21 protein-coding genes and 4 pseudogenes are annotated in these 25,840 nt (G+C 71.0%); 10 read left to right on the forward strand and 15 right to left on the reverse strand.

All coding sequences use genetic code 11. The features are described 5' to 3' along the window. Positions 1 to 112 precede the first annotated feature (112 nt). From B7L92_RS42675 to B7L92_RS40730, 5 genes are all read right to left on the reverse strand, one after another. Positions 113 to 391 (reverse strand): hypothetical protein, encoded by a 279-nt coding sequence (locus tag B7L92_RS42675; protein WP_255311135.1) that lies wholly within the window; start codon positions 389 to 391, stop codon positions 113 to 115. 6 nt (positions 392 to 397) lie between these two features. Next, on the reverse strand, positions 398 to 628 hold the full coding sequence (locus tag B7L92_RS25795) for a hypothetical protein (RefSeq protein ID WP_255311136.1): 231 nt from the start codon (positions 626 to 628) through the stop codon (positions 398 to 400). A gap of 81 nt (positions 629 to 709) precedes the next feature. Beyond that, a complete protein-coding gene (gene fmdA / locus B7L92_RS25800) occupies positions 710 to 1,954 on the reverse strand; it encodes a formamidase (protein ID WP_081239792.1) in 1,245 nt (414 codons plus the stop codon). A 21-nt stretch (positions 1,955 to 1,975) separates the two neighbouring features. Beyond that, the gene (locus tag B7L92_RS43710) at positions 1,976 to 2,257 is read right to left on the reverse strand and encodes an FmdB family zinc ribbon protein (RefSeq protein ID WP_081239793.1); all 282 of its coding nucleotides are present in this window, start codon (positions 2,255 to 2,257) and stop codon (positions 1,976 to 1,978) included. Positions 2,258 to 2,675: 418 nt separating this feature from the next. Then, positions 2,676 to 2,894: a hypothetical protein gene (locus tag B7L92_RS40730; protein ID WP_081239794.1), complete on the reverse strand. Its 219-nt coding sequence runs from the start codon at positions 2,892 to 2,894 to the stop codon at positions 2,676 to 2,678. Between the two features lie 279 nt (positions 2,895 to 3,173). Between B7L92_RS40730 and B7L92_RS25820 the strand changes: the two genes are divergently transcribed. Then, complete coding sequence (locus B7L92_RS25820; RefSeq protein WP_255311137.1) at positions 3,174 to 3,581, forward strand: DUF6183 family protein; 408 nt, start codon at positions 3,174 to 3,176, stop codon at positions 3,579 to 3,581. 57 nt (positions 3,582 to 3,638) lie between these two features. Here the strand turns inward: B7L92_RS25820 and B7L92_RS42680 are convergent. From B7L92_RS42680 to B7L92_RS25840, 5 genes and pseudogenes are all read right to left on the reverse strand, one after another. After that, positions 3,639 to 4,234: pseudogene (locus B7L92_RS42680) on the reverse strand (transposase family protein); the annotation flags it as partial. Positions 4,235 to 4,297: 63 nt separating this feature from the next. Further along, positions 4,298 to 4,441: a hypothetical protein gene (locus B7L92_RS40735; protein WP_159461062.1), complete on the reverse strand. Its 144-nt coding sequence runs from the start codon at positions 4,439 to 4,441 to the stop codon at positions 4,298 to 4,300. A gap of 366 nt (positions 4,442 to 4,807) precedes the next feature. After that, entirely contained in the window at positions 4,808 to 5,728 is a 921-nt protein-coding gene (locus B7L92_RS25830; protein WP_081239796.1) for an NADP-dependent oxidoreductase, read from the reverse strand. A 122-nt stretch (positions 5,729 to 5,850) separates the two neighbouring features. Further along, entirely contained in the window at positions 5,851 to 6,489 is a 639-nt protein-coding gene (locus B7L92_RS25835; RefSeq protein WP_081239797.1) for an HD domain-containing protein, read from the reverse strand. Positions 6,490 to 6,717: 228 nt separating this feature from the next. Then, positions 6,718 to 7,518, reverse strand: a pseudogene (locus tag B7L92_RS25840) (transposase); the annotation flags it as partial. A gap of 153 nt (positions 7,519 to 7,671) precedes the next feature. On the opposite strand from B7L92_RS25840, the gene B7L92_RS25845 reads away from it, so the two are divergent. After that, positions 7,672 to 8,067 (forward strand): Imm7 family immunity protein, encoded by a 396-nt coding sequence (locus B7L92_RS25845; protein WP_081239799.1) that lies wholly within the window; start codon positions 7,672 to 7,674, stop codon positions 8,065 to 8,067. Between the two features lie 15 nt (positions 8,068 to 8,082). Here B7L92_RS25845 and B7L92_RS25850 read toward each other — a convergent pair. Beyond that, positions 8,083 to 8,238 (reverse strand): annotated as a pseudogene (locus tag B7L92_RS25850) (IS5/IS1182 family transposase); the annotation flags it as partial. 1 nt (position 8,239) lies between these two features. Here B7L92_RS25850 and B7L92_RS41445 point away from each other — a divergent pair. Together B7L92_RS41445 and B7L92_RS25860 are read left to right on the forward strand one after the other, a co-directional pair. Next, a pseudogene (locus B7L92_RS41445) lies at positions 8,240 to 8,557 on the forward strand (transposase); the annotation flags it as partial. Between the two features lie 101 nt (positions 8,558 to 8,658). Next, the gene (locus tag B7L92_RS25860) at positions 8,659 to 9,111 is read left to right on the forward strand and encodes a protein-tyrosine phosphatase family protein (RefSeq protein WP_081239800.1); all 453 of its coding nucleotides are present in this window, start codon (positions 8,659 to 8,661) and stop codon (positions 9,109 to 9,111) included. Positions 9,112 to 9,525: 414 nt separating this feature from the next. Here the strand turns inward: B7L92_RS25860 and B7L92_RS25865 are convergent, their stop codons facing one another. After that, positions 9,526 to 9,855: a hypothetical protein gene (locus B7L92_RS25865; RefSeq protein ID WP_081239801.1), complete on the reverse strand. Its 330-nt coding sequence runs from the start codon at positions 9,853 to 9,855 to the stop codon at positions 9,526 to 9,528. Between the two features lie 290 nt (positions 9,856 to 10,145). On the opposite strand from B7L92_RS25865, the gene B7L92_RS25870 reads away from it, so the two are divergent. The 3 genes from B7L92_RS25870 to B7L92_RS25880 all read left to right on the forward strand — a co-directional run bounded on the left by B7L92_RS25870 (position 10,146) and on the right by B7L92_RS25880 (position 12,762). Then, positions 10,146 to 10,805 (forward strand): DedA family protein, encoded by a 660-nt coding sequence (locus B7L92_RS25870; protein WP_081239802.1) that lies wholly within the window; start codon positions 10,146 to 10,148, stop codon positions 10,803 to 10,805. 113 nt (positions 10,806 to 10,918) lie between these two features. Beyond that, positions 10,919 to 12,127 carry a sensor histidine kinase gene (locus tag B7L92_RS25875; RefSeq protein ID WP_368656269.1) on the forward strand — a complete coding sequence of 403 codons (1,209 nt, stop codon included), beginning with the start codon at positions 10,919 to 10,921 and terminating at the stop codon, positions 12,125 to 12,127. After that, complete coding sequence (locus B7L92_RS25880) at positions 12,118 to 12,762, forward strand: response regulator transcription factor (RefSeq protein ID WP_081239804.1); 645 nt, start codon at positions 12,118 to 12,120, stop codon at positions 12,760 to 12,762. The genes B7L92_RS25875 and B7L92_RS25880 overlap by 10 nt, the downstream gene beginning before the upstream one ends. An 85-nt stretch (positions 12,763 to 12,847) precedes the next feature. Here the strand turns inward: B7L92_RS25880 and B7L92_RS25885 are convergent, their stop codons facing one another. Then, positions 12,848 to 13,036: a hypothetical protein gene (locus B7L92_RS25885; RefSeq protein ID WP_081239805.1), complete on the reverse strand. Its 189-nt coding sequence runs from the start codon at positions 13,034 to 13,036 to the stop codon at positions 12,848 to 12,850. Then, complete coding sequence (locus B7L92_RS40740; RefSeq protein WP_159461063.1) at positions 12,994 to 13,143, reverse strand: hypothetical protein; 150 nt, start codon at positions 13,141 to 13,143, stop codon at positions 12,994 to 12,996. The genes B7L92_RS25885 and B7L92_RS40740 overlap by 43 nt, the downstream gene beginning before the upstream one ends. A gap of 462 nt (positions 13,144 to 13,605) precedes the next feature. Here B7L92_RS40740 and B7L92_RS25890 point away from each other — a divergent pair, with 462 nt between their 5' ends. The 3 genes from B7L92_RS25890 to B7L92_RS25910 all read left to right on the forward strand — a co-directional run bounded on the left by B7L92_RS25890 (position 13,606) and on the right by B7L92_RS25910 (position 18,547). After that, a complete protein-coding gene (locus B7L92_RS25890; protein WP_081239806.1) occupies positions 13,606 to 16,017 on the forward strand; it encodes an MMPL family transporter in 2,412 nt (803 codons plus the stop codon). A gap of 1,101 nt (positions 16,018 to 17,118) precedes the next feature. After that, on the forward strand, positions 17,119 to 18,075 hold the full coding sequence (locus B7L92_RS25905) for a hypothetical protein (RefSeq protein ID WP_081239808.1): 957 nt from the start codon (positions 17,119 to 17,121) through the stop codon (positions 18,073 to 18,075). Positions 18,076 to 18,331: 256 nt separating this feature from the next. Further along, on the forward strand, positions 18,332 to 18,547 hold the full coding sequence (locus B7L92_RS25910; RefSeq protein ID WP_081239809.1) for a hypothetical protein: 216 nt from the start codon (positions 18,332 to 18,334) through the stop codon (positions 18,545 to 18,547). 66 nt (positions 18,548 to 18,613) lie between these two features. Here B7L92_RS25910 and B7L92_RS25915 read toward each other — a convergent pair whose 3' ends face one another. Beyond that, positions 18,614 to 25,720 carry a type I polyketide synthase gene (locus B7L92_RS25915; protein ID WP_218030473.1) on the reverse strand — a complete coding sequence of 2,369 codons (7,107 nt, stop codon included), beginning with the start codon at positions 25,718 to 25,720 and terminating at the stop codon, positions 18,614 to 18,616. Between the last annotated feature and the right edge of the window lie 120 nt (positions 25,721 to 25,840).

Here is a 25,840-nt window from a genome sequence, read left to right on the forward strand (position 1 = left end):
ACGGTACCGGTCAGGGGCCCGCGGGCGGCGGGGGTGCTTCCCGTCATCCGGGGGAGGCGCCGGTCGTGCCGGTCCGCCGGAACGGCCGGCGGGCACCGCCGGTGCCGTACCGTCACGCCCTCGTCTCCACCGGGCCGGAGCCCACACCGGTGGCCTGCTCCACGTCTTCCAGCACCTTGCCCAGGGCGGCCGGCCCCGCCATGGAGGCACTGTTCTCGTACTCGGCGCACTGGCGGCGGATGCTCGCGCCACTCTGGGCGTGCTGGGGCCGAAGTGCGACAACACCTCCTGCTGGCGGGACATACTCCGCGAGGATCTCGACCGTGGGCCCGTCGGCCAGGAGCTTGACCAGCCCTGACTGGCGGGCGCGGGTGATGGTGGAGCGGTCCACGCCGAATCAGCAGGCGAGCACGTCGTGGGTGGCGCCGTGACGAGGATGGATGAGGGTGGCCAGGAGGCGGTCGACGAACACCAGGCGGTGTTTCGCACCGCCGCCCACGGCCCGCTTCCGCGGTCGAGAAGTAAGCCTGGTTTCGTGACGCTCATGCCACAACGGACCTACCTCAGCGACGAGTTCAGCAATCACTCCGGCCGTCAGGCCCGTGATCCGCCGGTTGCTGATGATCACTGCACGAGTCGTGTTCCCACCACCTGACCATGATCAACCATCAAGGGCTCGACGCCTCACCGCTTACCGTGCACGAGCGCGTCAGCTTGAGCGGGCGCAGCTTCCCCGGTCGGCGCTCTGTGGCCCGTCGCCGGACGGGCGGATGTCGAAGTCGAAGATGGCGGTGGGCAGATAGAGCGTGGCGCAGGAGTTGGGGATGTCGACCACGCCGCTGAAGCGGCCTTCGATCGGGGCGGCTCCGAGGAGCAGGTAGGCCTGCTCGGGTGAGTAGCCGAACTTGGTCAGGTACTCGATCGCGTTCAGGCAGGCCCGCCGATAGGCGACCTGTGAGTCGAGGTAGCGCTGGCGGCCGTCCTCGTCGACGGAGATGCCGACGAAGGTGAGGAACTCGCTGTAGCGCGGCTCGACGTTGCCGGGGTAGAACACGGGGTTCGTCGTCACCCCGTAGGTCTGCATGCCGCCCTTGATGAGGTCGACGCCGAGATCGAGGTAGCCGCCCATCTCGATTGCGCCGCAGAAGGTGATCTCGCCGTCGCCCTGGCTGAAGTGCAGGTCACCGACGGACAGTTTGCCACCCTCGACATACACCGGCAGGAAGATCCGGGCGCCACGGGTGAGGTTCTTGATGTCCTGGTTGCCGCCGTTCTCGCGTGGCGGCGCGGTTCGTGCCGCCTCCCGTGCAGCGCGCTCGAACGCGTCGCCTTCCAGCGTGCCGAGGATTGCTCCTTGCGGATTCGGCGGCAACGCGAGCGGGGGCACTCGGTCGGGATCGGTCGCGATGAGCTCGGCCTCCCGGGCGTTCCACTGACCGAGCAGGTCGTGCGACGGGGCGGTGCCGACGATGCCTGGGTGGGTGATGCCGGTGAAGCGCACGCCGGGCAGGTGGCGGGAGGTCGCGATCTGCCCGTGGAAGTCCCAGACCGCCTTGTACGCGTCCGGGAAGTGCTCGGTGAGGAAACCGCCGCCGTTGGACTTGGCGAAGATGCCCGTGTAGCCCCAGCCTTGGCCGGCGACCGGCCCGGTCTCCTGCGGGACGGGACCGATGTCGAGGATGTCGACCACCAGCAGGTCACCGGGCTGCGCACCCTCGACGGCGATCGGTCCGCTCAGAGGATGGACCATCGAGAGATCGAGGTCGCGGATGTCGTTGGCGGAGTCGTCGTTGTGAACCGTCCCGTCGAACCACTCCCGGCATTCGAGGCGGAACTCGGCGCCGGGCCGAACGGTCGCCACCGGCGGGATGTCGGGGTGCCAGCGGTTGTGCGGCGGGACCGCCTGGTCGTAGAACGACCGGGACTGGTCGACGCTGAAGAGCACTTCGGGCATCTGTCGCTCCTTGCCTGTGGGTCACGGCCTCGGGAGGCGTGCGTGCAGTGGGTTCGGCGGATGGGCATGACGACGGGGTGGTGCGGGCATGCGGTGTTGCACCGTCGGCTCGTGCGCACTGGCCGCGGCAGCGTCGTGCGCCCGTCGCAGGGCGGAGTGGGGCGAGGTGAAGGCGGGCGGGGCGTATACACGCGTCGCCGCTCCGCCGCATGTGGCGCACGTCGGCTCATGTACCGGGGCGTCGATCGGACGGACGACCTCGAACACGCCGCACTGCCCGCACGCGTAGTCGTACCTCGCCATGTGAGAGCCTCCGCGTCACATTCGGGCGGACCGGGGGCATGATGGCGCTAGCCGAAATTCCCCACTGCCGCTGAAGCAAATGGTGATGGTTTGAGCGTAACGGTCGTTCATCGGTATAGCTGAACGACTCGGGATGGGGTAACTCCATTGGATGCGGCGGCGCGCAGATGGGGGTCGTGCTGTGTTCGACAGGTTCAATGGAGGTCGACGACCTTGCCGGTGGCCACTTCCAGTGCGATGAACAGGGCGGTGGTGCACTCCGAGATAGCCGTGGGCCTGCCTTTCGGGGCTCCCGGGCCGCAGCGGCAGAATCGGGGCATTGCGAGCCAGCGTCTGGATCTGGGGCTTCTCGTCGGTGCAGAGCGCGACGCATTCTCCGGGTGGGTGAACTTTCCCCGTGATGCTGGACACTCGATGCTTACGCTGCGACGGCGTGTTCTTGCTCGTGCCGCTGCCGGGTCTCCAGCGGGGTGAGGTACCCCCGGACCGGATGCTTCCGCAGCCGCTTGCGGTGGTAGAAGGTCTCGATGAAGGCGAAGATCTCAGCACGGGCAGTGGTCCGGTCGGATCGGCGGCGGATGCCGATCTCCGCTTTCAGTAACGCGAAGAAGCCTCGGCAGCGGCATTGTCGTAGCACGAGCCGGTTCGTCCCATGCTCTGCCGCAGCCCGAGCAGGCTTGTTTCCCGGCACACCCCCAGCAGTTCGTGGACCACGTCACCGCAGGGCCCGGTGGGGCCATGACCGACGAGGTCGGCGTCATCACCGGCGACCTCACCCCCCGCCACCCGCCTCCGCCCCGACAGAGAAGTCCACATCGCCATCCAGCACAAGGGCGCCGAGGAGTGGTACGCCCGCACCGGCAGTCCCGTCCCCCTGCCCCCCGACGGGCTGTAAGCCCTGCGCCACGACTTCCTGCTGGACGAGGCCATCACACCCGAGTGGGTGCCCGCGTTGCTGCCGGCCCTGCCCCTGCCGTGTGGGGACGGGCTCGGCCCCACGGACCGTTTTCAGATTGCCGTCCGCCCGGTGGACGAGATCTGGCGCCTGCTCTTCGTCACCGCCTCGATGGGTGGCATGGGCGGCTCGGGCACGCAGGCTGCCTACGGCCGGCTGTGGGCCTGGCGTTCGATCGCGGGGCTCAGCGGCGCTCCAGCGGACGCGAGCGTGGAAGAGGTGGAGCGCCGTGCCCGGCAGAGCACATGGTTCCACTTCGAGGCCGACACGGACTGGTTCCACAACGACATCGGCTCCGACTACGGCATAGCCGCCCTCTCACCCGACCGCCGCCGGCTCGCCGTCCCGGCGGCGACGGACACCGACTAGGTGTGCTGTTGGGCCACCGCGTTGCCGGAGCCGACCTGGAATCGATTACAAGTCGTCTCATTTGGTGAGTCTGCGGTGGTGGACGAGGTGCAGGCGCTGCTGGTGAGGGCCGGGAAGTGGGTGGCTTTGCGTCCGTGGCGGCGGTGGGGGCGTCGGCGCCCCGGCGGGCCAGGCCATGGGGCGTTCGACAATCCGGCGGTGCCGGCCGAGCCGTTGGCTGGAGTCTGTTTTCTTGCGGGCGGTCCGAGGCGTGCTGCCCCGGTCGCGTAACCGGCGCCGCGGGTGGTCGTGGGCGTAGCCCTTGTCACGGTGGGGCTTTCCCGGTCTGCGGCGTCGCCTGCCGCGTCGGGAGCGGATCGGCGGTGTGCCCCGCACGAGCGGGATCAGGGCCCGGCCGCCGTGGACGTAGGCACCGGAGGTTCCGGCGGGCAGGGGCAGACCGGTCCGCCCGGTGATCAAGTGGCTCTACGAGCCGTGCTTGCCCCGGTCCATGGGGTGCGCGCCCCGAGCTCGTCGGGGACCGGGCGGTGGAGCTCGGCCCGCACCCGGGCCTTCGGCCACTTTGTGAACCGCCGGTGGGCGGTGGTTCCCGACGGTCCGAACGAGGCGGACGGCGGCTGCTGCCACGTGCAGCCCGACATCGCGACGAATACGTGAGATGACCTGTTACTCGCTTTTCAGCAGGAGGCGTCCGCGCCGTTTGCGATGCGGGATGATCAGGTCGGTATTGAGGTGGGCGCCGTCGCCGAGCCGGTCACCTCCTGGCAGTACTCGGCCAGGCCGAAGCCCCGCCAGACCTTCGCGTCCGCGGTCCTTCCCGGCACCGGACGGGCCGCCGCCAGGCGGGTCTGCGTGTCCACGAGGCCCTGTGCACGTCCGCCAAGGACCGGTAGGCGCAGGAGAGGCCCTCACCTGCCGGTTGCGGACTGGGATTACCGTTTTGTCCACGATCCACAACCGCTCCACCGTGTCCTGAGAGGTGCGGGCCGACTCGAGTGCGAGCGGCTGCTGTGGACCCACACCGAAGATGCCAACCGCGCCCTGCTCGCCTCCCCTCCAAGTGAGGTGGCGTCGAGCCGCCCGTCCGAGTGCCTTGGCGCGGGGACGGCTCGACGCCACCTCGTACGCGGGGGAAGTCATCCCTGCTGTGCTGCGCCGACTGCCGTCATACCGTGCCGGCGGGTGCTGTCCGTCGTGCCGGACGGACGGCACGACGGACGGGTTCCTCAGTCCTCGGCGACCCGGATGACCGTCCGGCCGGCGATGCGCCGCTCAGGGGTGAAGGCAGTGGCCGTTTCAGCCAGCGGCCGCACCGCGCCGATCCGTACTTTCAGCCGTCCGTCCCTGAGCCGCTGAGCGAGGTCGGCGAGGCGTGCACGGTCGGGTTCCACCACGAAGAAGAGCGCCCGCCCGTCCTTGGGCCGGACGGTGGGTGGGTGGGCGATGGTGACGAGCGTGCCGCCGGCGCGTACGAGTGCGGCCGAGCGGTCGAGGATGTCGCCGCCGATCACGTCGAACACCACGTCGACCTCGCCGGCGTCCTCCAGCCGGTCGGCCGCGAGGTCCAGGAACGCGTGTGCGCCCAGATCGAGGACGGTGGCCCGGTCGGCGGACCGGCCGGTGCCGATCACGCGGGCTCCCGCCTCGCGCGTGAGCTGGACGGCGATCGAGCCGACACTGCCCGCGGCTCCGTGGATCAGGACGGTCTGGCCGGTTGCGATCCGCGCGTGGTCGAACAGACCCTGCCAGGCGGTCAGCCCGGAAATCGGCAGCGCGGCCGCCACCGTGTGGTCGATGTCCGCGGGCAGCGGAGCGAGGTTGCGGGCCTCCACGGCGACGTACTCGGCCAGCGAGCCGTTGCGGGTCCAGTCGGTCAGTCCGAAGACGCGCTGGCCGATGGTGGGGCCGGTGGTTCCGTATCCGAGCTCCGCCACGACGCCCGAGACCTCGTGCCCCGGCACGCTCGGAGTGCGGTCGCGGCCGGCACGGTCGGACCATGTTCCAGGCCAGTCGAGCTCTCCGCGGGTGAATCCCGCGGCATGCACCCTTACGATTACATCGTTTTCGGCGGCATGGGGATGGGGCAGGTCCTCCAGGGCCAGCCCGCTGACACCGGCGTTGCGGTCCCGGACAGTGATGGCTCGCATGCCTGTTCCTCTTTCTGTTCCTGTGCACGCGCGGGCGACGCCTTGCCGAGGGTTACGATCGTCGCGGCCGCAACCGCTGCCCACGGGATCATCGCACCGCCTCTGGCTTCTTCGAGCGCATTTCAGCTCGGCCAGGGCGCCTCGATGACGCGCTCGACCATGGTCTTGCTGCGGAAGCCGGGAACGAAGTGCTCCAGCACGTCCGCATTGACGGTCCCGTAGGTGGTGTCAGGACGGTTTTTGAGTCCCTCGACGAATGCCTGCAGAAATTCCTTCTTGAATTCTCCGCGCGGATGCGCGGCAGCGATTTCGTCCACCAGGCCGCCGTTCAGCCTGTCCAGCCCCCAGCCGACCGCGTCGGTCAGGACACCGTAGCTGGTGGCAGCCGTCTCCGGGCTCATCCGACCAGGAATTTCTGGGGTCGTGTGCAGCGCGATCGCCGTCCAGACCGTGTCAGCGGCGCTCTCCGGGAACCCGCGGCCGAGGAGGAACCTCCGTGCGTGATCGGCGCCGTCGAGTTCAAACCGCTGCTCCGTGGCGGAGTACGGAGTCAAAAGACCGGTATCGTGAAACATCGCGGATATGTAGAGCAGTTCCGGGTCATGCTGGAGACTGAGTTCCTGCGCATGGAGGGAACCGAAGAGGAAAACACGCCGGGAATGGTGGAAGATGAGGGGACTGTTCTTTTCCCGAAGAAAGCTCGTGGCCGCTGCCGCTGCCGCAGTCTCGGGGATCTCCACCCCTGCGATGATGTCGATCATGATGTCCGCGCTTCCAGTGCGGTGTGTGACGAGTGGACAGTGCGCCCGTCCTCCAGGGTGCCGACCGCGTGGCGTATGCGCAGCCCAGTCCGGCCATGAACCACTCGAATCCAGACGCCTGAGGAGAAGAACCGTGACCTCCGACGCTCACCACTGGGCCGCGATCCTCGTCTTACGAGTTGGCGCGTGACAGCGGGTGAGGCGTGTTCGCCCTGTTCATGGCCACTTTCAGGTCACGGCAGTGCGGTCGGAGACGAGGTCGGCGATGGCTCGGTAGGTACCGGGCAAGCGATCGCGGCGATGGGTCCAGCGCATGAGTCGTTTCCAACGTTTGTGATCTGCCAGGGCGTGTTCAACGGTGATGCGGTCGGATGAGTGGTCGTGTCGCTCGCGTTCCCACTGATCGACTCTGCCCGGTGGTGCTCCGGGCCGCGGCTTTCTGGGTGGAGTGACGGCCTGGCCGGGATGGTCACGGCTCGAGTCCAGGTAGCCGTCGTCGAGTAGCACTTCGACCAGATCAAAGTGGTGGAAGCAGTCGGTGATGCCCGCAGTACGAGCCGCGGTCGCATCGTGCATCCGCCCCGGCCGCGGGCCATCGGCCGACCGGGTGCGGCCTTGATGGTCGGCGATGACGGTGGCCTTCATCGTGTTCTGCTTCTTCTGGCCCGAGACGAATGCCTGTCGGCCGCCCCGGCCCGCGACAGGCCGTCGGACCTGAATCTCGGTGGCGTCCAGCCTCAGCTCGACACCCTCGGCCTGGGCGTAGGCGAAGACGTCCTCCAGCATTCGAAGCCGCAGGCCAGGGCGGTCGGGAACAGCAAAGCCACGCTCCGTCGGCGGGCGGCGGACCTCACCGACGGCCCGGGTGACCGTCGAGCGGTCGATGCCGAAAAGAACGCCCAAGACAGCATGAGGCAGATCGTGGCGCAGATGTATCAGCATGACCACCAGCCGGTCCACGCACACCAACCGGTACCGGGCGCCCGCACCCGGTGCACGTCTCCTCACCCCGTCCCTCACCGCAAGAGCATGCCCATCCGCTGTCATGCACCAACTCGTAAGACGCTGCTTCAGTGGCGGATGAGTACTTGAGCCGGCGGGGCCGGGCGTCTGAGCTGAGGCGTATCCGGCGGATCATGGTGCGGCTGGAACGGTGAAGCGGGATCTCACTACGATCGTGGGATGTTTGAGTACCACGGGTGGATCACGGTCAGGGAGACCGCTGCCGATGACGACGATGAGCCCCGGTTGCGGCAGATCGTCGATGAGCTTCGCCTTCGCATTGCCCGGATGGACAGTCCGTACTTGCTCGACTTCAGGTGGATGAACGGCGAGCCGTTCATCCACCTCGGCGGCTGTTCCAATCACCGCTCGTCGCCTGACGTGGTCGAACTGTTCGAGCATGTGGCCGTGGTAGCCCCTGGTTCCTACGGACTCCTCCACGTTCGCGATGACGAGGAGCCGGGCCACGAGAACGATGTGCGCGTGCTGAAGCTGGTTCGAGGCACGGTCACGCAGCACACGGAGGTGCTGCTGTCCCCGTACATTCCGACGGTGGAGGATCCCTTCACAGGCTGAGGTGTCGTCGGCGCATCACCTTCGGAGCCAAAGTCGGATCGCGGCCACCGTGGCAGTGCCATGGAAGACGTAGGCCCGTTTGTCGAAGCGGGTAGCGCCGGCGCGGTAGCTCTTCAGGCGGTTGATCGTCCGTTCGACCTCGTGGCGGCGTCTGTACTGCTCCTTGTGGAAACTGAGGCCCATGGTGGAGGGTCACCGAACGAGACACGACCCCCACAGCGGCTGGTACTTCAAGCCCCGGCGTCTGCACGCGGACAAAGCCTACGACCGCGCCGACCTGCGCAGATGGCTGCGCGGGAAGCGCATCGGCGTGCGCATCGCCCGCAAGGGCATCGAGTCCGGCGAACGATGAGGGCGGCGCCGCTGGGTCATCGAGCGCACCATCCCCTGGCTCTCTGGCTACCGGCGCTCGAGCCCTCGCTACGAGCGCGATCCCCGCAACTACCCGGCCTTTCCCGGCCTCGCCGCAGCGCTGTGCTGCTACAAGTGACTCGTCCGCCTCACCACGTAGGACACGGTGTAAATTCCGTTGGGGATGATGGCGACGGCCGGAACTTTCATCAGGCGAGAGAGATCGGAACGGAATTCGACATGACCGAACCGTGGAACACCGATACCCCCAAAGTGATGACGCTCCCCTCGGGGCGGAGGATCCGCGGACGCGGGCTGAGATACGACATGCCGGAGGGCCAGACACCGACGTTAGCCGTGCATTTGACCGACCATCAGCCGCCCGCGCCGCCCTGGGAGTCCCTCTGGATTCCGTGGCGGGATTTCTGGCTTCCCACCGACCCGATGGAGGCCATGCGCACACTCCGTACCGCGTACGACCGCGCCGCGGACGAGCGCGTGGAGATCTGCTGCGGGGGCGGCGTCGGGCGGACCGGCACGGCACTCTCCGCGCTCTGCGTCTTCGAGGGCATGAACCCCAAGGACGCGGTCAAGTGGGTGCGGCAGAACTACCATTCCCGTGCGGTCGAGGTGCCCTGGCAACGGCGCTTCATTCGTCAGGTCGCCGGCGCGACCGGCTCGGGACAGTCGTAGGCGCGCCCGGGAGATGAGCGGAACGCCCGGCCGGGTATCCCGGCCGGGCTTCCTGTTTCGCCGGCCGGAGCACCGGCGGGGTCCTGCGCGGTCCCAGGGCCCGTCGTTCGGGCCGTGCCGGACCGGGTCCGGGTCGGCCGGTGCGGCCACGCCCGCGGCCAGCAGGTAGCCGATGAGGCCACGGATCACCCCCGTGGGCAGCGGCAGGGCGGCGACCGCGTTCTCCACCCGGCACGGGCGGATCAGCGTGCCCACGTCCCAGACGGCCTCGGGGCGGTGCACGACCACCCGGTAGGGGCTGCCCGGCGTCTCCAACCACCAGGCCCTCGATGCGCATCACCAGGGACGTGCCGAGCACCAGCCGCAGGGAGGAGCCCTCCGGCACCCCGACCAGGGCGAAGGAGGTCTGCCGGCTCAGCGGATGCACCGACGCAGCGGCCCCCACAGGTCGTCCATGGCGATGGTGCGGACCACGAGGTGCGCCATGTGCCGCAGGACGGGCCCCAGTTGCAGATGGATGTGCGCGCCTCCGCCGACGCCGGGCGCGTACTCCACGTTGGTCAGCCGCACCGGCCCCGGCGACATGCGGTACAGCGCTTCACGCACATAGTCGTTGGTCGCGATCCGCTGGGCACCCCGCCGACCGCAGAGGGCGGTCTCCGTCCTGTCGTCGCCCCCGACGACGATGACGTCCTCGCCCAGCGACCAGAGGTGCACCGCCTGGTGCTCGCCCGTGTCACTCAAGGGTGCCTTCCAGGTCCGATGGATGTGCCGGGTCGGTAACGGGGAAGCGACACGGTCGGAGGAAGGTCGGCAGACACACGGCGCACGTGAAGATCTCATACGAACACGTGACGCCCGAGGGGCAGTTCGGGGCGGCCCGGGACCCTGCGGTTTTCCGCAGGGTCCGGGTGCGGGGAACCGCATCGGACCGGGTGGCAATCCTCATACCGCCGCCGGTCTCCGGTTTCTAGGTTGGAGGTCATCGGGGGCAGCCGCCCCGCTCCACCGACCCGCCCCCTCGGAGACCCACCATGCATCACATGACTCTGGCTCTGCCCCAGGAACCCGCGGACGGCATCGCGGGGTGGGCCGCCGACCTCGTGGACGCGCTGGGCGCTCCCGGCGCCGGCCTGTTCGTCGCCCTGGAGAACGTCTTCCCGCCACTGCCCAGCGAGATCATCCTCCCGCTGACCGGCTTCGCCGCCGGCCAGGGCGTGCTGACCCTCGCCTCGGCCCTGTTCTGGACGACGCTGGGTTCGGTGGTCGGCGCGCTCATCCTCTACTGGATCGGCGCGCTCTTCGGCCGGGAGCGGATGTACGCGCTGTGGGCGAAGCTGCCGCTGGTGAAGGCCTCCGACCTCCAGCGCACCGAGGAGTGGTTCGCCAAGCACGGCACCAAGGCGGTCTTCCTCGGCAGGATGGTGCCGATCTTCCGCAGCCTGATCTCGGTGCCCGCCGGCATCGAACGGATGCCGATTCCGGTGTTCATCATGCTCACCACGCTCGGCAGCCTGATCTGGAACAGCGTCCTGGTGCTGGCCGGTTACTGGCTGGGTGACCAGTGGGACGAGGTGGGCACCTACGTCGGTGTCCTGAGCAAGATCGTCCTGGTCATGGTCGTCATCGCCTTCGCCGCCTACGTGGCCGTACGGGTGAAGGGTCGCGACAAGGCCCAGCACCGCCGCGCCTGATGCGTACCGACCGCGCGCACGCCGGCCCCCGCCCCGTGCTCCCGCGCACGGCCCCCGGCGATCTTGCCCGGGGCTGTTCGGCCGCACTAGGCTCGGGCGCTGTGCAGGAGGACTTGACGCGCGCCGCGTCCCACGGTCCCGCAGGAGCCCTCGGCACCGCGGACCCCGGCGACGACCGGAGCGCCGCCTCGCCGCCCCTGCGGCTGCGCCGCGGCCTGGGCGTGCTGCTCGGCTGTGCGACCGCCCTGCTCGGCGCCCTCTACTTCCTCGTCGTCGGTGTCCTTCTCGGCCCCTTCCTGCTGTGGCCGCGCACCCGCCCGGACGCCCTGCGCGTCCTGATGGCCGGAGCGCGCCGCCTCACGGCGCTCGAACGGATCCGCCGCTCGGTGTTCTTCGGCGACCGGTTCCCCGAGCACTACAAAACCTCCGATCAGAAGATCCTGCGCTACCTCGCCGTCCGCTGCTACACGGGTCTGCTGTGCGCCGTCGTGATCGGGCTGCTCGGTTTCGGCGCCCTGCTGGCCGGGCTGCTGATGACCGGGGTGGCGCGGGGCAGCCTCGGCTGGGACGAGCTGCTGACCCAGGCGGTGCTGGGCAGCGTCCTGCTCTTCCTCGACCTGCAGGGCCTGTACTCGCTGGCCGCCCTGGACACCCGCACCGCCCGCGAGTGCTTCGGCCCCTCCGAACGGGAGCTGCTCCAGCAGCGGATCGACGAACTCGCCGCCAGCCGGGCCGCGGTGGTGCAGGCGGTCGACGTCGAACGCCGGCGCATCGAACGCGACCTGCACGACGGCGTCCAGCAGCGCCTGGTCGCGCTGGCCATGCTGCTCGGCCGCGCGCGCCGCAGCCGCGACCCCGAGCGGGCCGACGCGCTGCTGATCCAGGCGCATGAGGAGTCCCAGGGGGTCATCAACGAGCTGCGGGAAGTGGCTTGGCGGGTCTACCCTTCGGCGCTGGACAGCTTCGGCCTGGAGGAAGCGCTGAGCGGGGTGGCCGAACGGTGCAGCATCCCGTTGCGCATCCGGTTCGAGGCCGGCGCGCCGCTGCCCCAGCCCGTGGAGACGGCTGCCTACTTCGTGGTGTCCGAGGCCGTCACCAACGCCGCCAAGCACTCCGCGGCCACCGCCATCGAGGTGCGGGTGGCGCTCACCGGGGAGCGGCTCGCCGTACGGGTCGAGGACAACGGCCGGGGCGGCGCGGACCCGGCCGGCAGCGGGCTGGCCGGGCTGCGCGGCCGGGTGGCCGCCCTGGACGGCGTGCTGCACATCGACAGCCCCCTCGGGGGACCCACCACCATCTCAGCGGAGCTGCCATGCGCGTGATCCTCGCCGAGGACTCGGCCCTGCTGCGCGAGGGCCTGGTCCGGCTGCTGGCCGACGAAGGCCACGAGGTGGTGGCGGCGCTGGGCGACGCGGTGACCCTCCTCAAGGAGGTCGAGGAGCACCGGCCGGACATCGTCGTCGTCGACATCCGGATGCCGCCGACCCACACCGACGAGGGCCTGCGGGCCGCCGTGGAGATCCGCGAGCGCTTCCCGGACGTCAGCGTGCTGGTGCTCTCGCAGCACATCGAGCGCAACTACGCCGCCCAACTGCTGGCCTCCAACGCCGAACGGGTCGGCTACCTGCTCAAGGACCGGGTGGCCCAGGTCGAGGAGTTCCTGGACGCGCTGGAGCGCCTCCACGCGGGCGGGGCCGCCATCGACCCCGAGGTCGTACGGCAGTTGCTCATCCGCACCACGCACAGCGATCCGCTGACCCGGCTCACCCCGCGCGAGCGCAGCGTGCTGGAGGCGCTGGCCATGGGGTACACCAACACGGCCATCGCGGAGAAGCTGCACCTGTCGCTGAGTTCGGTGGAGAAGACCCTCAACGGCGTCTTCGACAAACTGGATCTGCCGCACACCACCGGCTACAACCGGCGCATCCTGGCGGTCCTGCGCTACCTGGAGTCGTAAAAGGGGTCTCCTCCCGGGTCCTCCGGGGGACCGCCAAGGCCGCCCCCCGCCGGTGCACGGCGGACGGCGGCCTCCTCGCGTCGTGCTACGCGAACGCGTAGGGGTTGAGCGTGTCCTCGGGCAGGTGCTCCATCCGGACGTAGTCGCCGATGCCGGCGTCGTTGGCCAGCTCCAGCAGGACGCCGAAGGCGATGGGGTCCTCCAGGGCGAATCCGGTGGGGTCGAAGACGGTCAGGCCTCCCGGTGCCGCTCCGCGAGGGACGGATCGGGGCACAGGTCCATCAGGTCCGGACCCAGGTCGCTCTCCACCAGGTGCTGCGACTTCCCCCTACGCAGCGTCTGTCCGCGGTGGTCGGTGGTGACGAACGCGGACTTCAACACGTGCAGCGGCACCTCGACCTTGCCGATCAGGTCCGGGCCGATGGCGTTGACGTGCGCGTGCGGCAGCAGCCGTTCACCCGGCAGGACCGGCCGGCGCCGGCCCCCACCGAGGTGACGGTGCAGATGATGGCGGCCGCGGCCTCCGGCACGGCGACCGGGACCACCTCGACGTCCGGGCCGAGGAACTCCACGCGCTCGGCGAAGGTCCGCTCGTGGGCGGGGTCGACGTCGAGAATGAAAATTTCCTGCCGACTTTCCGATCGGCGCGGGTAGAAATGTAAAGCTGAAATCGAAGACGGCCAGGTGAATTCTTTCCGGTCAAGATTTCAACCGGTGGCATTACGGGAAACCGCAGGGTCCCCGGACGGTTTACCTCATGTTCCGGACGTGACCGAGTCCCTAGCGTTTCCTCTGTCGCCACGCGGCACGGGCAGTGCCCGCAGCAACGGAAGGAAGCAGAAGGTGCGAAAGAAACCGGCAACGGTACGGATCGCGCGATGGAGTGCCACACACCCGTGGTCCGCCATCGGGCTGTGGGTGGTCTTCGTCGCCCTGTGTCTCTTCCTGGGCGGGGCCGCCGGCACCAACAAGATCAGTGACGAGGAGTCCGGGGTCGGCGAGTCCGGCCGGGCGGGCCGCATCACCGCCGCGGGCGACTTCCCCGAGAAGCCCGAGGAGAACGTGCTGATCACGGCCGCGGACGGCCACACGTTCGACGCCGGGGTGGCCCGGGAGGCGGCTCAAGACCTCTCGCAGCGGATGAAGTCGCTGCCCGAGGTGGAGAGCGTCGCCACCGCCGTGCCCTCCCCCGACGGCAAGGCGCTCCTGGTCACGGTGACCATGAAGGGCGACACGGAGAACGCCGACCAGCGGGTCCAGCCGCTGCTCGACGTCAGCGAGGCGACCGAGAAGGCCCACGACGGGCTGAGGATCGACGAGGTGGGCACGGGCTCGACCGCCAAAGGGCTGGGAGAGACCCTGGGCGAGGACTTCGTGAAGGCCGAACTGATCAGCCTTCCGCTGACCCTGCTGATCCTGCTGGTCGTCTTCGGTGCCGTCATCGCCGCCGGCGTCCCCGTGGTGCTCGCCCTCTCCTGCGTCGCCGCCGCGATCGGACTGTCGACCCTGGCCTCGCACGTCCTGCCCGAGACCAGCGCCGTCAGCAACATCATCCTGCTCATGGGCATGGCCGTCGGCGTGGACTACTCGCTCTTCTACCTCAAACGGGAACGGGAGGAACGCCAGAAGGGCGTCGCCCACATCGACGCCATCGAGATCGCCGCGAAGACCTCCGGGCACACCGTGGTGGTGTCCGGCACCACGGTGATCGTCTCGATGGCCGGTCTCTACCTCGCGGACGAGGCCACCTTCGCCTCCCTGGCCACCGGGTCGATCATCGTGGTGGCCGTCGCCGTTCTCGCCTCCCTGACCGTGCTGCCCGCGCTCCTCGCGAAGCTGGGACGCTGGGTCGACCGGCCGCAGGTGCCCTTCCTGTGGCGGCTGACCATGCGCTCGGGCGACTCGAAGCTGTGGCCGGTGCTGCTGCGGCCCGCCTTAGGGCGACCGGTGCTCACGCTCGTGGTGTCCGTCGGCGCCCTGCTGCTGCTCGCCCTGCCGGCCCTCGACATGAAGCTGAAGCAACCCGGCTCCGACGACCTGTCCCGGGACATCCCCGTCGTCCAGGCGATGGACCGGCTCACCGAGGCCTTCCCCAGCAAGGGCACCGTGCACCAGGTGGCGGTACGCGCCCCCGCCGACCGGGCCGCCGACGTCGAGGCAGCCCTCGGCGGGCTGCTGAAGCGCACCGCGGGGGACGACCTGTTCGCCCACGACCAGACGCCCACGATCCGCACGTCGGCGGACAATCGGGTGCACACCGTCCAGGTCGGCACACCGCACTCGCCCAAGAGCGACGGCGCCCGTGACTCCCTCGAACTGCTGCGGGACTGGGTGCCCCAGGCGATGGAGGGCGTGCCGGGGGCCGAGAGCGCGGTCGGCGGCAAGGTCGCCCGGGGCGTCGACTTCACCGGCCACCTGGAGGACCGGATGCCGTGGGTGGTGGGCTTCGTCCTGCTGCTGACCTTCGTCACCATGGTCCTCATCTTCCGGTCACTGGCCGTGGCGCTCTCCGCGATCCTGCTCAACCTGCTGTCGGCCGCGGCCTCGTTCGGTGTCCTCGTCGCGGTCTTCCAGCACACCTGGGCCGAGGGGCTGCTGGACTTCCACAGCTCCGGAGCGGTCGTCTCCTGGCTGCCGCTGTTCCTCTTCGTGGTGCTGTTCGGCCTCTCGATGGACTACCACGTCTTCGTCGTGAGCCGGATCCGCGAGGCCGCCCAGAACGGCGCGACCGTCAAGGACGCCGTCCGCGAGGGCATCACCCGCTCCGCCGGGGTCGTCACCAGCGCGGCGATCGTCATGGTCGGGGTCTTCTCGATCTTCGGCACGCTGAGCATGGTCGAGTTCAAGCAGCTCGGCGTGGGCCTGGCGGCGGCGATCCTGCTGGACGCCGTGGTGATCCGCGTCTTCGTCCTGCCGGCCCTGATGACCGCGCTGGGCAAGTGGAACTGGTGGCCGGGCGACCGCTCGACGGGCCGCGGCGGCCAGCACGCCACGGGCTCCGACGACACCCGCCGGCTGCGCCCGGTCCCGGCCGCCCAGCCGCACTACGCGGGAGCGCAGCACCAGCAGCCGTACGCGGACCGGCAGGACTACACGAACCGGCAGGACTACACGAACCGGCAGTCCTACGCGGACCAGCAGCCGTACGCGGACCGGCAGGACTACTCCGGGCAGCAGGGTTGTGCCCCCTTCGGCACCCCGCACCAGCCCCAGCAGCCGCAGCACCGCGACCACCGACCTGACTCCTGGCAGTAGCGGCAGGAAGCAGGTCCCTCCGACGAGGAGGGAGGGCAGCCCGTACCTCCCCCGGCGGGCGCCCTCTCCTCTGGTGATCGACCACAGCGGTCCCTTGGGTCTTCTTGGCCTCGCCTGCCGGCTCCTGACCGGCGTTCTGTGCGTGGTGGTCGGCCGGGCCATCGTCACCGCCCGGCTCCAGTGGACCACGGCGCCTGGGCACAGTTCTGGGTCGTGCTCCTGAACACGGTGGTCGGCGGGATCACCATGTGGATGCGACCGAGCCCTTATGCCGTCGCCGCACACTTCATCGCCGCTGCTGCTCACGACCGCGGTTGTGACGGAGCAGTGATCTTCAGGGGGTTGGGCTGCCCTGTTCTGGTGCCCCATCGGCTGACCAGCTGATGCGGTCGGCCGACCGAGCGATCAGGAGGGGACATGGAACCAGTCACGGTGGAGTCAGGTGGATCCGAGGCACAGGCCCGTGAGGAAGTGCTGGCAGCGATTTACGCGGCAGGCCCGTTCGGTGGGGGAGCAGACGGATGCCGAGGCGTCCCGGGCTTGGAGCACCTGGCCCGCGCACTGACGGCCCTCCGCGGTCGTGGCACCACTCAGGAGGGCGATACGGACGCCGCTGCCGGTCTGCAGATGACGGGCCCCGGGCAGGAACGGTCGGGCGGTCGCAAGGTCGGCCTGGCCCTGGAGCGGTAGCGCGAGAGCGGGGGCGGAAAATGCCCCAACCTCAAGCAGGCACACACGACATTCCCGGCCTGGCACAGGCTGGAGGCCGCGCACCATGACAGCGCCCCCTGTCCGACCCCGCTGTTCGTCGAAGCGGCGGCGTCGGCGATCCATTCCCCAGGGGAAACCCGGCGAGCGTGGCCGGTCACCCTTCGGTTTCCGTCTCCTGGTTGTCGTGAGCGGGGACGCGATAGGTGAAGGGGATCTTCAGGTCGCCGTGGAGCGGTGGTAGATGGCGGCGGCTTCGATACCGCGGCGCCGGCCCTGGTGTTCGGGGTTGATCACGCGACCGCCCTGTCGGTGAGAAGCGCTCAGTGCTCCGGATGTCAGACCCGTGTGCGAGCGTGTCACGCGAAGGAGTGCGTGACACGAGGGGGATCGATGGCGGCGGGAAGCGACGGCTGGGTCGGCATGGGCTGGGACTGGACGGACGCGGCCGAGATCCGCCGGCGTCTCGACGGAGGCGCTGATCCGGAGCACTGGAGCGGGGGACGCCCGTTGCACCGCGCGGCGGTGTTCGGGTCCTCACGGGTCGTCGCCGAGCTGGCCGGCCGGGTCGCGGATGTGGACGCGCTGGAGAAGGGGGTGACGGCACTGTGGGAGGCCGTCGTCTCCCGGAAACCGGACAACGCCCGGGCACTGGCCGCCGCCGGGGCCGACCCCTGGCGCCCGTCGCTCGGCGGCTGGTCACCGGGACGGCTGGCCCTGGCCGGCCCGACACCGGACCTGTTCCCGGTGCCGGAAGGCGAGTGCCTGACCGACGCCGAGCGTGCGGTGGCGCAGGAGGCCCATCGGCTCACCACGGCGCTGGGCACGTTCTCCTACGACGGCACCGGGCTGGCCTGCGTCGCCGGCATCGACGCGGCCGAGGCGGTGCGCCGTCTTCAGGCGGTGCCGATGGAGCACGAGGTCATCGACGAACTGCTGGAAGACCCCTACGAGTACGACGCCGACGAGAGCCTGCGAATCGTCGGTGTCACCTCGGTGCCGGGTGGCTGCATCGTCACCCAGCCCTGGGGCTACGCACCGCAGATGCCGGGCGTGCTCACCCGCTTGTCCACCGGCACCGTCTGCTACGGCCTGTACGCCAACCCCAAGAGCGGCAACCAGGGCAGCATCGCCCGCGATGGCGCCGTCGAGGGCTGGGACCTGCACCCGGGCGGAGGACCGAACGAGCACGACACCCCCGAGGAGGTACTCGTCTCGTACCTCTACCAGGGCAACGCCGTGGCTTACTCCTGCGCCTTCGCGGGACTGCGCCCGACCGACGCACGCGGGGTGGTCGGACCCCCCGATGCCTGGGTCGAACTGCCACACCGCGACTACTGGGGGCACTGACGTTGACAAGTCGTCATCGTGCGACCGGGCCCCTGCGCGACAGCGGGGATGCCGGCGACCGACGCGGGTAGCCGGTCGAACACAGCAGGGATGAAGGGGGTTGGGCATGTCCGGATCGGCCGGTGAAGCGCGCGGGCGCGGGGCGCACGAGTACGGTGGTCCTCTCCTCGCCGTACTGCTGACGGCGGCAAGCGTGGCATGAGGATGTGTGGGCCCTACCCGAAGCAGCACTCGCCGCCCTCTGTGGCCAGAGCTCGTGCGTGATGCCAACTCCGGCAGACTGAGCACGGACCTTCTCCTCAACCGCGCCGACGACCTCGGCGCCCCGATGCTGCTGACCTGCCTGGAATCGGCCTTCCCTGGAGACGTGGCCAAGGACGCAGACCAGGACGACCTCCTCTCCGGCGTCTTCGGCGTAACGGTGACCCCCAGCAGACTTGCCAGCATCACGACACCCGCGCGTGCGGGTTGATCTCTGCCTCCTTTTCCGGCTTCGGGACTGATGAGGCCGCATGTTCATGCGTCCCGTATTCCTCGATCATGCAGTCCAGCCTGTGACGCCGGTCGTCCCCAGAGGGTCTGCCGGGGCGTCCCGCGACACCTGCGACCGGTGCAGGGCATCAGGGGTTCGTCGGTCCGGATCGGCCAGCCAGTGGTGGACCGCGAGCGCGGTGGTACGGGCATGCTCTTCCAGCATGGTGAAGTGGTCTCCGGGCACGGTGACTTCGGTGTGCGGAAGATCCCATGCCGGGGCGGGCTCCACGCCGGGCAGCGGGTCCCGGGCCCGTACGAAGAGGGTGGGGGAGGCGAGCCGCAAAGGCTTCCAGTCGGCGAAAAGCTCGAAGTACCCGGCCATGGCGGTGAGTCGGTCCGGGGCGGTCGGGAGGAACTCCGCCGCCCGGTGCAGCATGTCCGACGTCATCGCGGAGAGCGCCTGCCCACGGTCGTCGTCACTGCTGGGATAGGTGTCCACCAGGACAACGGCGAGCGGGGCGGAGCCTTCGGCCTCCAGCCGCTCGGCCACGGCCTGGGCCACCCAGCCACCGGCCGAGCGGCCCAACAGGACCAACGGCCCGTCATCCGCGGCCGCGCGGACGGTGGCGGCCTGGGCGGTGACGAGGGCGTCCAGCGTGGCCGGCAGCGCCTCCCCGTGCCCGAACCCCGGGTGCCGCACCGCCGCGACCGGCCGCAGGCCCCGCAGTCCGGCGCCGAAGCGCGCGTATTCCTGGGGTCCCGAGAGCGCACTGAGGGCGGGGAAGCAGATCAGCCGGGGCCCCGCGCCGCCCGGTGCGAGCGTCACAGGAGCGAGTGCCGCACCGGGCGCCCCGGCGCTGTCGAAGGCCGGGCGGAGGCGTGCGGCGATGGTGAGCAGCGCCATGCCGTCCCAGGCTCGCCCCCGGTCGCAAGCGGCGCGGAAGAGCGCACCCAGGGAATCCGAAGCACCTCCGGTGTCCGGTGCGTCCCCGGCCCGCGCCGGGGCTTGCGGTGGACCGGCCATTCCCGGACCGCCGGGAACACCGTCGTCCGCCGTTCGGTCGGGGCCGCCCGGGTGGCCGATGGCATCCGGCCGTTCGAGGACGCCGGGGTTGCCGGGGACACCGGTGGTGCCGGGAGGAGTCGCCTCCTGGGCGTACCGCTCCGCCAGTTCGGCGGCGACCGTGCGCGGGGTCGGGAAGTCGAACAGCAGCGTGGGCGGCAGTGTCAGCCCCGTCGACGTCGCGAGCAAGTTGCGCAGGTCGACCGCGGCCAGGGAGTCGAGCCCCAGGTCTGCCAGCAGGTCGTCCCCGTCGATCGCGGCCGCCCCCTCCGGGTGACCCAGTACCGAGGCCGCCAGGGCCCGCACCTCCGTGAGCAGCAACTCGCCCCGCTCGCCCGGGGAAGCGGCCGCCAGCCGTCGGCCGAACAGGGCCCCGCCCCCACCGCCCGTCCCCGTCGCACCGGGGACGGGCGGCCGGGGCCGGCCCGCCGCTGGACCGCCGCTCAGGGCGGCCGGGGTGAGGCGGGCTGCCACCACCACCGGGTCGTCACCGGCCACGGCGGCGTCGAAGAGGGCCAGGCCCTCGTCCGCCTCGAGCGGGCCGAACCCCGAGCGGGCCATCCGCCGCAGGTCCGTGTCGGTGAGGTGCGCCATCATGCCCTCGCTCTGCCGCCAGGGACCCCAGGCGATCGACGTACCGGGCAGACCGAGCCGTCTCCGGTGCCGTGCCAGGGCGTCCAGCACGCAGTTGGCGGCCGCGTAGTTGGCCTGACCGGCGGAGCCGAAGGTGCCCGCCACCGAGGAGAACAGCGCGAACATGGCCAAGTCGCGCCCCCGGGTCAGCTCGTGCAGGGCGAGGGCGGCGTCCGCCTTGGGCCGCAGCACCCGCTCCAGACGGTCGGTGGTGAGCGCCGGGAGGGTGCCGTCGTCCAGCACCCCCGCGGTGTGCACCACACCGGTCAGCGGATGGTCCGCCGGCACCGAGCCGAGCAGGGCGGCGAGCTCCGTCCGGTCCGCGACGTCGCACGCCCGGACGGTCACCTCGGCGCCCGACTCGCCCAGTTCCGCGACGAGTTCGTCCGCCCCTGGTGCGTCCGGTCCGCGTCGGCCGGCAAGCAGCAGACGTCGGACGCCATGGGCGGCGACCAGGTGCCGTGCCACCAGCATGCCCAGGGAACCGGTGCCGCCGGTGACCAGGACGGTGCCCCCCGGATCGAGCCGCCGCCCAGGCCGCCGTTCCCCCGTCGCCCCGGCCACCCGGACCAGCTTCGGTACGTACGCTGTTCCCCGTCGTACGGCTGTCTCCGGCGCCACGGCGGCCAGTAGGAGGGGGAGGAGACGCACGGAGTCGGGGTGATCGTCCATGTCGACCAGGGCGAACCGGCCCGGATTCTCCCGCAGGGCCGAGCGGACCAGCCCCCACACCGGTGCGTGGGCCGGTGCGGAAGCGCATCCACCGGATGCGCCGGAATCCCCGGAACCGGTGCCACCGTCAACCGGACCACCATCGTCCGGGGGGACGGCGCCGGAAGTGACAAGGACGAGACAGGAGTCCGCCGGGCGAGGTTCGGCGAGCCACTCCCGTACCAGCTTCAGTGCCCAGTCCGCCGCCCACCGCATCTGCGCCGCCGGGTCCTGTGCACCGCCGGCCGTGTCCGGTGGGGGTGGGCACGGTGCAACGAGGACGGCCGGTGATGCGCCGTCCGCCGCCAGGTCGGCGTACACCGGAACGCCGGAACCCCGGGGCGCGAGCACATCCACCGGCCGTGTGCCCGCCGTGCCCAGGACGCCCCACGGGGGCACCACCGGAGGTACGGGCGGCTCGGGCAGCGGCACCCAGTCCATCCGGTGGAGAACCCCGGGGACCGGATCCACCGTTCCCGATCCGGTACGCGGAAGGGGCCGGAGCGTCAGCGAACGTACCGCGGCCACCGGCGCGCCCGCCGCGTCGGTCAGCTCCACCCCGGCCCGCCTGTCCGGACCGGGAGTGATCCGCACCCGCAACCGCCGCGCGCCGGCCGTGTGCAGGCGCACCCCGCCGAAGGCGAACGGCAGGAAAACCCCACCACCATCCGTCCTGTCCGTCCCGGCACGGTCCGCCGTGCGCCCGTCGAGCGCCAGGGCGTGCAGCGCCGCGTCCAACAACGCCGGATGCAGGACGAACCCCGGGCCACCCGCATCCGGGAGCGGGGCCCCGGCGGCCTCGGGCAGCGTGACCTCGGCGTACAGCTCCTCCCCGAGCCGCCAGGCGGCGCGCAGGCCTCGGAAGGCGGGGCCGTAGCCCAGCCCGCTTCCGGCCAGCCGCTCGTACGGGTCGGCACCCGGATCGCCGGCGTACAGCGGCACCGCGCCCGGCGGCGGCCAGGGCGCGGCCCCTGCCCCGGTCGCGGCCGCAGCCGCTCCGCGGTCCGCCGGCTGCCGCTCCGGCACGAGCGTCCCGGAGGCGTGCCGGTGCCAGGGCCGGTCACCCGTCGGCGTCTGCGGCCGGGCGTGGAAGAGCACGGTCCGCCGTCCCGCACCGTCTGGACCCGACACCTTCACCTGCAGCTCGACCGTGCCGTCCGCAGGCAGCGACAGCGGCGCGGTCAGGGCGAGTTCGTCCAGGACGGGCGCGCCCGCCGACTCACCGACGTGCAGGGCCATCTCCACGAAGGCGGCCGCCGGCAGCAATACCGTCCCCGCCACCACATGGTCGGCCAACCAGGGCTGCTCGTGCACCGAGAGCAGCCCGCTCAGCAACAGCCCGTCGTCGTCGGCCGTCGCGGTGCGGGACGACAACAGCGGGTGGGCCGGGGCGTTCGGTGGGGGAGTGGCCCGATGCCGCGGGGTGGCGTCGAGCCAGTACCGGCGGCGCTGGAAGGCGTACGTGGGCAGGGGGACGCGCCGACCGCCGCGCCCGGCGAAGACGGCCCGCCAGTCGACGGGCACGCCATGGGTGTGCAGCGCGGCCACGGTGTCGAGCAGGGCGTCCGCCTCCGGCCGCGCCCCGCGCAGAGTCGGCAGGACCAGCGGCGTCGGGGTCCGCTCGCCGACGGGTGCTCCGTCCGTGCCCGGGCCCGCCGGAGCCGCTCCGGTCGCGGCGAGGCCGCTGCGGACCAGGCCGGTGAGCACCCCGTCCGGCCCCAGCTCGACGTAGTGTGCCGCGCCCCGGTCCTGGAGGTACGCCACTGAATCGGCGAAGCGGACCGGGCGGCGGACATGGTCCACCCAGAACTCCGGTGAGCTCAGCTCCTCCTCGGTGGCGGCCCGGCCGGATACGGCGCTGACCAGGGGAATCCGTGGCGCGGTGAAGGAGAGGCGCCGCACCACGTCCGCGAAGTCGGCCAGCATGGGTTCCATCCGCGCGGAGTGGAAGGCGTGGCTCACCCGCAGTGGCGTCGTGGACCGGCCCCGCTGCTGGAAGTGCGCGACGGTCTCTTGCACTGCGGTCTCGTCCCCGGAGACGACCACCGAGGCGGGCCCGTTGACGGCGGCGATCTCCACCGCACGCCCCGTCCCGGCGAGTCGGGCGGCCACTTCGGCCACTTCGGCCACCTCGTCCGCGTCGGCGGCCACGGCGGCCATCGCACCGCCCGCGGGCAGCGCGTCCATCAGCCGGCCCCGGGCCGCCACCAGGGTGCAGGCGTCCGCGAGGGACAGCACCCCGGCGACATGCGCCGCGGTCACCTCGCCCACCGAGTGCCCGGCCACCAGATCCGGGCGCACACCCCAGGTCTCGAGCAGCCGGAACAGGGCCGTCTCCAGGGCGAAGAGCGCCGGCTGCGCGAACCGGGTCGTGTGCAGGAGCGCGCCCGTCTCCGTGCCGGAGCCGGCGAACACGACGTCCCGTAGAGGCACCGGCAACAGCGGGTCGAGCAGGGAGCAGCTCTCGTCGAACGACCGGGCGAAGCTCGGATGAAGTTCCCGGGACTCGTACAGCTCACGCCCCATGCCCACGCGTTGGCTGCCCTGGCCGGTGAAGAGCAGGGCCAGCGGGCCCCGGCGACGGGACGTGCCCGTCCGCACCCCGGGCCGGCTTTCTCCCTCCGCCACCGCCCGCAGGGAGGCGAGCAGTTCCGCACGGTCCCGGGCCACCACCACGGCCCGGTGCTCGAAGGCCGCGCGGGTGGTGGCGAGCGAGTACCCGATGTCCACCGGCGCCGTGTCCGGGTCGGCGGCCACCTGGTCGTACAGCCGCCGCGCCTGGGCCCGCAGTCCCGGCCCGCTCCTTGCCGACACCGGAACAGCCACGGACGGCGGCACCGCTCCGCCCTCGACGCGGCTGCTCCCGGCTCCGTCGTCCGCCACGGAAGCCGGCGGTGGGGCATCCCGATCCGCCGGGGCCTCCTCCAGCACCACATGGGCGTTGGTGCCGCTGATGCCGAAGGAGGACACCCCCGCCCTGCGGGGGCGGTCCGTCCTCGGCCACTCCACCTCCCGGGTCAGCAGCGCCAACCGCCCCGACGACCAGTCGACCCGGCTGGTCGGTTCGTCGGCGTGCAGCGTACGCGGCAGCACGCCGTGGGCCATCGCCTGCACCGTCTTGATCACGCCCGCCACCCCGGCGGCGGCCTGGGTGTGACCGATGTTCGACTTCACCGAGCCCAGCCAGAGCGGATGCTCCCGCGCCTCCCGCCCGTACGTCGCCGAAAACGCCTCCGCCTCGATGACATCGCCCAGCCGGGTACCGGTGCCGTGTGCCTCCACCGCGTCGATGTCCCCGGGGGCCAGCCCCGCGTCCGCGAGGGCCTGCCGGATCACCCGCTGCTGCGCCGGGCCGTGCGGTGCCGTCAGCCCGTTGCTCGCCCCGTCCTGGTTCACCGCCGAGCCGCGGACCACGGCCAGCACCGGAAGCCCGGCGCGGCGCGCCTCGGACAACCGGCTCAGCAACAGCATGCCGGCGCCCTCGGCCCATCCCGTGCCGTCGGCGGACGCACCGAACGCCTTGCAGCGGCCGTCCGGGGCCAGCGCCCGCTGCCGGCTGAACTCCACGAACGACGAGGGTCCCGACATCACCGTGACCCCGCCGGCCAGCGCGAAGGAACACTCGCCCCGGCGCAGCGCCTGGGCCGCCAGGTGCAGGGCCACCAGGGACGACGAGCACGCCGTGTCCACCGTGACGGCCGGGCCCTCCAGACCGAAGGTGTAGGCGATACGACCTGAGGCGACGCTTCCGGCGCTGCCGATGCCGAGGTAGCCCTCGACATGCTCGGGTACCTCTGTGAGACGGCCGGCGTAGTCGCTGTACATCAGCCCGACGTACACCCCGGCCGACGAGCCGCGCAGGGTCCGGGGAACGAGACCGGCGTGCTCGAGAGCCTCCCACGCCACTTCGAGCAGCAGCCGGTGCTGCGGGTCCATGGCCAAGGCTTCGCGGGGGGAGATGCCGAAGAAGCCGGGATCGAAGCGGTCCACACCGGAGAGGAAGCCGCCCTCACGCACATACGTCCGGCCGGACCGCCCGGGGTCCGGGTCGTACAGCGCCTCCGTGTCCCAGCCCCGGTCGGTGGGGAACGGACCGATGGCGTCTCTCCCGTCGGCCACCAGCCGCCACAGTTCCTCGGGGGAGGTCACGCCCCCGGGATAGCGGCAGGCCATCCCCACGATCACCACAGGATCGTCGTCCGACCGAGCCGCGCCTCGGTGCGCGATCCCGGCTCCCGACGGTGCGGTGGCGCTCCGCGAACGGAGGTGGGCGGCGAGCGCGGCGGCCGTGGGGAAGTCGAAGGCGACGGCCTCGGAGAGCGGGAGGCCGGTCGCCGCCGACAACCGCTCCCGTAGCACCGTCGCCGTCAGCGAGTCCATGCCGAGATCACGGAGCGCCGTTCCGGACTCCACCGCCTCCGCCGTACAACCGAGCACGGCCGCAGCCTCGTTCCGCACCAGGGCCAGCAGGTCCGCCGTCGACTCCTCGGCCGCCCCTGTGCCCAGCGTCCGTGCGGGCCGGTCGGCGAGGGCGTGCCGCCGCACCTTTCCAGAGGCGGTACGGGGAATGTCCTCCACCTCGTACAGTTCGGCGGGCACCTTGAAAGCGGACAGTTCCGCACGACAGGCGGCGAGGACCGCACCCCTGTCCAGTACACCGCTGCCCGGTGCGGGCACCAGATAGCCGACCGGCACCTCGCCGAAGACGGGGTGCGGGCGTCCGGCCACGGCGGCGTCCGCCACCCCGGGCAGCCGCCGCAGCACCGCCTCCACCTCCGAGGGGTGGATGTTCGCCCCTCCTCGGATGATCAGCTCACTCGCCCGGCCGGTGATGACGAGTTCGCCGGAGGCCTCGATCCTGGCCAGGTCGCCGGTGCGGAACCA

It is taken from the genome of Streptomyces viridosporus (genome assembly GCF_002078235.1).
Lineage (GTDB): Bacteria > Actinomycetota > Actinomycetes > Streptomycetales > Streptomycetaceae > Streptomyces > Streptomyces viridosporus.